The organism is Streptomyces synnematoformans (assembly GCF_039531005.1).
Classification (GTDB): domain Bacteria; phylum Actinomycetota; class Actinomycetes; order Streptomycetales; family Streptomycetaceae; genus Streptomyces; species Streptomyces synnematoformans.
The window spans coordinates 20,574-28,258 of sequence record NZ_BAAAPF010000053.1 but is presented as its reverse complement, the minus strand read 5'-3'; the positions used below and the strand labels follow the sequence as shown (position 1 = coordinate 28,258).

General features: G+C 73.4%; 5 protein-coding genes. 3 read left to right on the top strand and 2 right to left on the bottom strand.

Annotated features, from left to right (window positions below):
• Both ABD317_RS11845 and ABD317_RS11840 read right to left on the bottom strand, forming a co-directional pair.
• A partial coding sequence (locus ABD317_RS11845; RefSeq protein ID WP_344289738.1) for an RNA polymerase sigma factor occupies window positions 1–277 on the bottom strand: 277 nt, incomplete at its 3' end.
• Between the two features lie 97 nt (window positions 278–374).
• Window positions 375–1,646: an alginate lyase family protein gene (locus ABD317_RS11840; protein ID WP_344289736.1), complete on the bottom strand. Its 1,272-nt coding sequence runs from the start codon at window positions 1,644–1,646 to the stop codon at window positions 375–377.
• A 347-nt stretch (window positions 1,647–1,993) separates the two neighbouring features.
• On the opposite strand from ABD317_RS11840, the gene ABD317_RS11835 reads away from it, so the two are divergent.
• From ABD317_RS11835 to ABD317_RS11825, 3 genes are all read left to right on the top strand, one after another.
• Window positions 1,994–3,034: a LacI family DNA-binding transcriptional regulator gene (locus tag ABD317_RS11835; RefSeq protein ID WP_344289734.1), complete on the top strand. Its 1,041-nt coding sequence runs from the start codon at window positions 1,994–1,996 to the stop codon at window positions 3,032–3,034.
• A gap of 144 nt (window positions 3,035–3,178) precedes the next feature.
• A complete protein-coding gene (locus tag ABD317_RS11830; protein ID WP_344289733.1) occupies window positions 3,179–6,352 on the top strand; it encodes an alpha-mannosidase in 3,174 nt (1,057 codons plus the stop codon).
• Window positions 6,349–7,659 carry an ABC transporter substrate-binding protein gene (locus tag ABD317_RS11825; protein ID WP_344289732.1) on the top strand — a complete coding sequence of 437 codons (1,311 nt, stop codon included), beginning with the start codon at window positions 6,349–6,351 and terminating at the stop codon, window positions 7,657–7,659. The genes ABD317_RS11830 and ABD317_RS11825 overlap by 4 nt, the downstream gene beginning before the upstream one ends.
• Window positions 7,660–7,685: the final 26 nt, after the last annotated feature.

Sequence of the window (7,685 nt, the reverse complement as noted above, 5' to 3'; positions counted from 1 at the left end):
ACCCCGCCGCGGCGGGGCGGGCGGCGGACCCGGCCGCCGCGGTCCCGGCCGCGGCCTCGGCCCGACGCCCGCGGCGCCGGGCCCGCTCCCGTATCTGGCGCATGGCGATCGCGACCAGCCAGGAGCGGAAGCGGTCCGGGTCGCGCAGCGAGGGCAGCCGGCGTACGGCGCGGAGCATCGTCTCCTGGACGACGTCGTCGACGTCGGCGTGGCCGCCCAGCGCCCGGCCGACGACGTTGTAGACGAGCGGCAGCCACCCGGCCACCAGCCGGTCCATCGCCTCCCGGTCACCGGACTGCGCCGCCGTGATGACCGCGCGCCACTCCCGCGCCTCCACCGTCACTCCCGTTGCAGATCGGCCGTCCCGGCGGAGGTCACTTGGCGTAGAGGAGGGTGCCGAAGCCGAGCTGGTCGTAGCCGCCGCTGTTGGGGCCGTAGTCCCCGCCGCCGCCCTCGGGGCGTACCTGCTCGGCGATCGCGGTGAGGTGCGGCACGGACAGCCGGAGGCGGCGTGCGTAGTGGTAGTGCAGCATGTCCCAGACCGGGCGGGCCTGGCCGCGGCTCGCCGCGGAGATGGCGGTGTGCGACCGCTGGGCGCAGTTCTGCCCGGTGCCCCAGGTGTACGTGGTGAAGGGGACGTCCCCGCCGAGGTTGTACTTGGCGACGTACTGGGCGGCCTTCATGAACCGGTTGTCGTCGTGGCCGTAGAGGTCGGTGCCCTGGCTCCAGGCCATCTCGCAGATCGCCCCCATCTGGCCCATGCCCATGAGGGAGTGGCCCTGGTCGCGGCCGGACTCCTGCCACTGCGCGAGTCCCTCGTCGTCGTAGACGAACGGGATGGCGTGCGGGAAGGAGCCGTTGCCCTCCCCCGTCTTCGTGTACTCCACGGCGCGGTCGAACAGGGCCTGGTCGTCGCAGAGGATCCCGATCGCCATGACGGAGGCCACGTTGCACAGGTCCCAGTTCGCCCAGTAGTTGGTGATGCAGGCGTCGTTGTGGTTGACCAGGAAGTGGTCGTTGAGCGGGTAGAAGACGTCCCGCATCATCTGCTGGAACCGCGCGAGTTCGAAGCCGGCGTAGTCGCGCATCAGCTCGGCGGCGTTGGCGAACTGCCAGCCGTAGATGCCGGCCGCCAGGAACCGGTCCGCGTTGCCCGTGACCGTCTTCAGCGTGCCCGACCAGGCGTTGAGGATGTCGCGGGCGGTGTCGCCGTGCTCGCGGGTGCCGCCGATGTGCCAGCGCAGGGCGTTCTGGTACGCGGCGTGGATGTCGTTGTACAGGACGGTGTAGTTCTGGCCCTCGCCGCCGCGGACGACCGTCTCCAGCGGCCGGGGAGCCCACCCGCTCCCGGCGTGCGGGTTGGCGGTCAGCCGCCGCCAGCCGGAGATCCACGGCTCGTCGCCCGCGGCCACCCGGACCCTGGCCCGGTTCAGCTCGCCGTAGGCGTGCAGCATGCCGGGGTGGGTGAAGGCCGCGGACGCGGCCCGCGCGTCGTGTGCGGCACCCGCGTCGGCGTCGGGCGCGGCGTCGGCGGAGTCTCCGCCCCACGCGACGGCCACGCTGCCCGCGGCCCCTGCCGCCGCCAGCCCGCCGGCGAACTGCAGCACGCTGCGGCGGCTCGTGCGGTGTGCGTTGTGGTGACCCATGTACGGCTCCTGTGAGTGGGGGGACGGCGTGCTGTCCGTGCGGCACGCACATCTCAGGAGACGGCACCGTGGCGGCGGCGATAACAGTTTTTGGCGTGCGCCGCGTTCGCCGCACTGTGCCGACGCGTCGGCTCCACCCGCAGGCGTCGGCCAGCGGGTCACCCACGGTACGGGAACGGCGGACCACGCCGGGCGCCACCTCGGCTTCGTGCAGCGCACAAGGGGTCGGCAACGGCTGGATATCGTAACTGAAGCGCTAAAGTAGTCCGGGCGACGACACTCGGGCCGCTCTGCCCGCCCGCAGGCCGGGGCTACGATGAGCGACCCACGACACGATGGGGCTTCACATGGGGAACGATGCGCGCCGTCCCACCCTGCGCGACATCGCCGACCGGGTAGGCGTCTCCGAGGCCGCCGCCTCCTTCGCGCTCAACGGGAAGCCCGGCGTGTCCGAGGCCACCCGGCAGCGCGTGCTCCAGGCGGCCAGCGAACTCAACTGGGCTCCGCACCACGCGGCGCGCGCCCTCACCGGCGCCGGCACCGCGACCGTCGGCCTGGTCATCGCGCGCAGCGCGCAGGACGTCGGCTCCGAGCTGTTCTTCCACCGGCTGATGACCGGCATGCAGGCGGTGCTGAGCCGTCGGCGGTACGCCCTGCTGCTGCAGGTCGTGGACTCCGTCGACGAGGAGATCGACGTCTACCACATGTGGAAGCGGGAGCACCGGGTCGACGGAGTGGTGCTGGTGGACCTGCGGCGCGACGACCCGCGGCCCGAGGCCGTGGCGGAACTCGGACTGCCCGCGCTGATCGCGGGCGGACCGGACCCGGCGGGCGTCGTCCCTTCGGTGTCCATCGACGACGCGGCGGCGATGGCGTCCATCATGCGGCATCTCAAGGAGACCGGGCACGAGCGGATCGCCTACCTGTCGGGGCCGATAGCCCTGCTCCACGTCCACCGCCGGGTCGAGTCCTTCCTGCGCGCCTCGGCCGACCTCGGCATCGCGGACTGCCGCAGCCACGCGACGGACTTCTCGGCCGGCGCCGGCGACACCGCGACCACGTCCGCGCTGCTCGGCGACCCCAGGCCGACCGCGCTGATCTACGACAACGAAGTGCTCGCCGTCGCCGGCGTCGGCGCCATCCGGCGGATGTCGCTGCGTATCCCGGAGGACGTCGCGGTGGTCGTGTGGGAGGACACCCCCGTGTGCACGGTGCTCCAGCCGGCCCTCACCGCGCTGCGCCGCGACGCGGCGGGCTTCGGGGCGGACGTGGCGGAGCGCCTGCTGCAGGTCCTGGCGGGAGAGAAGGTGGCCGACTTCGAGGAGCGGGTGCCCACCCTGGTGCCACGGGCCAGCACCGTCGGCGAACCGCCCGTCTGCGCGGACTGACACGCGCCGGCGGCCGGCGCCCGCGCGTCCCCCGCCGCCTCCCGGCCCCGAATCTCACGTCCGGAAGCCGTTGACACCGGTAACTTAAGCGCCTTAGTGTCCGGTCAGCTCACCACCCACCACGATCCGGCCAGGGAAGCACACATGCACAACGCGCCGCGTACGACGCTCGACCGGCTGGAACGCGCCCTGCGTCAGCGTCTGGTCCCCCGGATCCACACCCGGCTGTCCGCCGTGGACGTCTCCGCCTGGCCCGTCGACGGCGACGGCGAGCCCGTGCCCGCCGCGCACGCGCTGGGCCTGGCACCGCTGCCGGGCCGCTCCACCCCCGTCTACGAGCCGCTCGCACCCGGCGACCCCTGGGGCCCGGCCTGGGGCACCACCTGGCTCCGCGTCGACGGCACCGTGCCCGAGGAGGCCCGCCGCGACCCCGCGCGGACCACCGAACTCGTCCTCGAACTCGGCTGGGAGGACCACTCGGTGGGCGGCCAGGCCGAGGGCATGCTCTACCGGCCGGACGGCTCGGTCATCAAGGCGGTCCACCCGCGCAGCGGCTGGCTCCGGCTGACCGGCCCGGGCGCCTCCCCCGGGGTGCTGCGCGCGGACGGGACCTTCACCGTCTACGTCGAGGCCGCCGCCAATCCGCTGGTGCTCGGCCTGCCCCCGTTCGTCACCACGCCGCTCGGCGACAAGCTCACGGCCGGACCCGCGCCCCTGTACCGCCTCGCCCGCGCCGAGGTGTGCGACCTCGACGCCGGGCTGTGGGAGCTGGTGCGCGACCTGGAGGTCGCCGGCGGCCTCGCCGCCGAGGTGTCCGAGGACGAGCCCCGGCACTGGCGGCTGCTGCGCGCGGTCGACGCGGCGCTCGACGCCGCTGGGAGCACCTCCCGGGCCGAAGGCTCTGCGGGAGGACGGGACCTCGACGCCACCGCGCCCCGGGCGCGCGCCGCGCTCGCCCCCGAGCTGGCCAAGCCCGCCCACGCCAGCGCCCACCGGATCACGGCAGTCGGCCACGCGCACATCGACGCCGCCTGGCTGTGGCCGCTCCGCGAGACCGTACGGAAGGTCGCCAGGACCGTCGCCAACGTGCTGACGCTGATGGACTCGGATCCCGACTTCGTCTTCGCGATGTCGTCCGCCCAGCAGTTCGCCTGGCTGGAGGAGCACTACCCGGAGCTGTTCGAGCGGGTCCGCGCCCGGGTCGCCGAGGGCCGGTTCGTGCCCGTCGGCGGCATGTGGGTGGAGTCCGACACGACGATGCCCTCCGGCGAGGCGATGGTCCGGCAGTTCACCCACGGCCGGCGGTACTTCACCGAGAAGCTCGGCGTCGAGCCGGAGGAGGTCTGGCTGCCGGACAGCTTCGGCTACTCCGGCGCGCTGCCGCAGCTCGCGCGGCTGGCCGGCTTCCGCTGGTTCCTCACCCAGAAGATCTCCTGGAACGACACCAACGCCTTCCCCCACCACACCTTCTGGTGGGAGGGCATCGACGGCAGCCGGGTCTTCACCCACTTCCCGCCCGCCGACACCTACGCGGCCGAGGTGACGGCCGCCGAGCTGCACCACTCCGTCGCCAGCTTCCGCGACAAGGCGGCCTCCTCGCACTCGCTGGTGCCCTTCGGCTACGGCGACGGCGGCGGCGGCCCGACCCGCGAGATGCTGGCCCGCGCCGCCCGCTTCGCCGACCTGGAGGGCGCCCCCCGCGTCGCCGTACGCGAGCCGGCCGCGTTCTTCGCCGACGCCGAGGAGGAGTACGGCGACGGCGCGCCGGTGTGGGTCGGCGAGCTGTACCTGGAGCTGCACCGCGGCACGTTCACCTCCCAGCACGCCATGAAGGCCGGCAACCGCCGCTGCGAGGCCCTGCTGCGCACCGCCGAGTACCTGGCCGCCAGCGCCGCGGTGCGCACCGGCGCGGAGTACCCGGCCGCCGAGCTGGACGAGATCTGGCGGACCGTGCTGCTCCACCAGTTCCACGACATCCTGCCCGGCTCGTCCATCTCCTGGGTGCACCGCGAGGCCCGCGCCACCTACGAGGACCTGACCGCGCGGCTCACCGCCCTGATCGACCGCTCCGGCGAGCAGCTGGCCGGATCCGCCGGTGCCACCGCCGCGGACCGCACCGCCCGGATCATCTCCCCCCTCCCCTGGGCCGGCCGCGGCGCGTGGGAGACAGCGCCGGCCGGCCCCGCAGGCGGCGAGGCGGTACGGCTGGCCCCGCTGGACGGCGGCGGGCACGAACTCGACAACGGCCTGCTCCGCGCCGTCGTGGACGCGGCCGGCCACGTCGTCTCGCTGCGCGACGCGGCCACCGGCCGCGAGCTGGTGCCCGAGGGGCGGCCGCTCGGCGTGCTGCAGCTGCACCGCGACGAGCCGGTGCGCTGGGACGCCTGGGACATCGACCGCGACGCGGCCCGCATGCGCACCGACCTGACCGGGCCCGCCTCCGTGACGGCCCGCACCCGCGAGGACGGCACGGCGGAGGTCGCCGTGGAGCACACCGCGGGCCTGCCCGGCGGCTCCCGGCTGACCCTGACCATCCGCCTGGCGCCCGGCGAGCGGCAGCTCGGCATGGAGCTGGACGCCGACTGGCGCGAGCGCGAGCGGCTGCTGAAGGTCGCGCTGCCGCTGGCCGTGCACACCACCACCGCGCGCCACGAGACGCAGTTCGGCCACGTCGAGCGCACCATCCACGCCAACACCAGCTGGGACGCCGCCCACTACGAGGACTGCGCCCACCGCTACGTGCACGTCGCCGAGCCCGGCTTCGGCGTCGGCGTCGTCAACGACTCCGTCTACGGCTGCGACGTCACCCGCCTCGGCGGACCCGGCGGCGGCGCCGTCGTACGGCTGTCGCTGCTGCGCGCGCCCACCTTCCCCGACCCCGAGACCGACCTCGGCGTGCACCGGATGCGCTGGGCCGTCGTCCCGGGCGAGGACCACGCCGCGACCGTGGCGGCCGCCCACGCCCTGGGCGCACCCGTCGTCGAGGGCCTGCCCGCCGTCGAGCCGCTGCTGCGGCTGGACGACACCGCGGGACTGCCCGTGCTGGACACCGTCAAGCTCGCCGACGACGGCAGCGGCGACCTCGTCGCCCGCGTCTACGAGGCCCGGGGCGGCCGGGCCGAGGCCACCCTCCGCTGGGCGGACGTGTGCGGCGCCGACGCGGTCGTACGCGAGACGGACCTCCTCGAACGCGACCTCACCGACGGCAGCGGCATCCGCCGGGCGCTGCGCGACGGCAACCGACTGTCCCTCGATCCCTTCCAGGTCGTCACCCTCCGGCTGACGCCCGCTGCAGAGTGCGAAGGAGCACCCCGATGAGCCGAACCAACCGCCGGGTGTACGCCGGCGTCGCCGCCGGCGCGGCCCTGACCCTCGCCCTGACCGGCTGCGGCGTGGGAGGTGACGGGGGCGCCGACTCCGGCGGCTCCGGCACCGACGGCAAGATAGCCGGCAAGATCACGTTCCAGACGTGGAACCTCAAGGGCGGCTACGAGAAGTACTTCGACGGCCTCATCGACGCCTTCGAGAAGAAGCACCCCGGCACCACGGTGAAGTGGGTGGACCAGCCGGCCGAGGGCTACCAGGACAAGCTCTCCGCCGACGCCGCCGGCGGGAACCTCCCCGACGTCGTCGACATGGGCCCCGAGGCGGCCTACACGCTCGCCGGTGCCGGGATGCTCCTGAACGTCGCCGAGGACGACCCGGAGGCCGAGGAGGGCTATCTGCCGACCGCGTGGGACGCCATGACGTTCGACGGCATCGACGGCGGCACCTACGGCTACCCCTGGTACCTCAACACGGGCCCGTCGTTCTTCAACACCGACCTGTTCGAGAAGTGCGGCCTCGACCCGGAGAAGCTCCCCGAGACCTACGACGAACTCTTCGACCAGGCCGCCGTCATGTCCGAGAACTGCGGCGACGAGGGCATCTCCATGATCGGGCGGATGCCCACCATCGAGACCTTCGGGATGTACGGCGCCGAGCTGATGAACGGGGACGGCACCGAGTTCACGTTCAACGACGCCAAGGGGGTTGAGCTGGTCGAGCGCTACCAGGCGCTGTACGAGGACAGCGGCCTCACCGAGGAGTCCCTCAACGCGCTGCAGACCGGCGAGCTGGACTCGTTCAAGTCCGGTCAGCTCGGGTGGCTCCCCGGCAGCTCCTACACGCTGAGCGACCTGAAGAAGACCGCGCCGGACGTCGCCAAGACGGTCGAGATGGGTCCGCTCATCGCCAACACCGCGCCGAACATGTACCTCGAATCCCTCGTGGTGAACTCCGAGTCGGAGAACACCGCGACCGCGAAGGCGTTCGCCCGGTTCGCCACCGACCCGAAGAACCAGCTGGCGTTCGCGAAGGAGGCGTCGGTCTTCCCCTCCACCGCGGGCACGCTCGACGACCCGTATTTCACCGAGGACGACGGCACCGACGAGGGCCGGCTCAGGACCGAGGCCGCCGCGCAGGTCGGCGAGGCCGTCGTGTGGTGGCCGCCGGCCTTCTCGGGCGGCCCGGACGTGGAGAACCTGCGGGAGCAGATCGCGGGCGCGCTGCTCGGCAAGAAGACCGCGAAGGAAGCCCTCGACGACGCCGTCGACTACTCCAACGACCGGCTCGCGAAGCAGTGAGCGGTACGGTCACGGCCTCCCGGCGC